The organism is Acidovorax sp. FJL06 (genome assembly GCF_003852545.1).
Classification (GTDB): domain Bacteria; phylum Pseudomonadota; class Gammaproteobacteria; order Burkholderiales; family Burkholderiaceae_C; genus Acidovorax.
The window spans coordinates 6107-6341 of sequence record NZ_QAJR01000059.1 but is presented as its reverse complement, the minus strand read 5'-3'; the positions used below and the strand labels follow the sequence as shown (position 1 = coordinate 6341).

The following is a 235-nucleotide window of genomic DNA, read 5'->3' as shown; positions in this document are numbered from 1 at the left end:
CATGAAGGCCCTGGGCGGCAGCATCACCGAAGGCAAGGGCCTGAACATCGGCTACTTTGCCCAGCAGGAACTGGACGTGCTGCGCCCCGCCGACAATCCGCTGGAGCACATGATCCGCCTGGCCAAGGAGCTGGGCCCCGACGCCAAGCAACCGAGCCGCGAGCAGGACCTGCGCAGCTACCTGGGCAGCTTCAACTTCACGGGCGACATGGTCAAGCAGGCCGTGGGCACCATG

The 235-nt window shown here is 66.0% G+C and carries 1 pseudogene; it reads left to right on the top strand.

The window, feature by feature from the left end:
* Positions 1 to 235 (top strand): annotated as a pseudogene (locus tag DBV10_RS22040) (ABC transporter); the annotation flags it as partial.